1 pseudogene is annotated in these 741 nt (G+C 74.0%); it reads left to right on the forward strand.

The features are described 5' to 3' along the window. Positions 1-21: 21 nt before the first annotated feature. Positions 22-741, forward strand: a pseudogene (locus tag G5C51_RS43620) (molybdate ABC transporter permease subunit); the annotation flags it as partial.

A 741-nucleotide genomic window follows, 5' to 3' on the forward strand; every position in this document is an offset into this window, starting at 1 on the left:
TCCTAGTACCGGGCGTGCAGCCCGTTCAGCACGGCGGGGGCGGTGGTGGCGGCGGCGTTCGTGTCGATGCCGTTTCTCGTCATCAGCCTTGAGGGGGCGCTGAACGGGCTGCACGTCCGGTACGAGGAGACGGCGGCGTCTCTCGGCGCGGGGCCGCTGCGGGTGTTCTCGACGATCACGATGCCGATGGTGGCGCCGGGGCTGGTCGCGGGGGCGGCGCTGTGCTGGGCGCGGGCGCTGGGCGAGTTCGGCGCGACGATCACCTTCGCCGGGAATCTGCCGGGGGTCACGCAGACGCTGCCTTTGAAGGTGTATCTGCTGCTGCAGGACGACCCTGAGGGGGCGACTGCGCTGTCGCTGCTGCTGCTGGCGATCGCGGCGCTGGTGTTGGTCGCCTTGCGGGGGCGGTGGCTGCATGTGGGTGGAGACTCGGCTGGACCCACCCACCCACCGGTTGCCGGCAGCGATGAAGGGGAGAGTGCGGCCGGCTCGGCAAGCGGGCGGGGCGGGGCGCCTGCCGGCAGCGGTGCGAAGACGAACGGGCGTGGACCGCATGCACGCACGACCGAGCGGGACGGAGCCTTTGGCACCGGCCCCGCGGCGGGAAGGGGCGAGCCCTCGGCGCGGCCCCTGGAGCGCGACCGAGCGCTTGTAGGCGGCGATGGCGGGGCCCAACGGGCTCCCGAGCCGGGCAGCGAGGGCGTGACCGCGGACGTGCGCGAAGCGCGACCCCACCCGGCC

The organism is Streptomyces coryli (genome assembly GCF_011044975.1).
In the GTDB taxonomy this organism is placed as follows: domain Bacteria; phylum Actinomycetota; class Actinomycetes; order Streptomycetales; family Streptomycetaceae; genus Streptomyces; species Streptomyces coryli.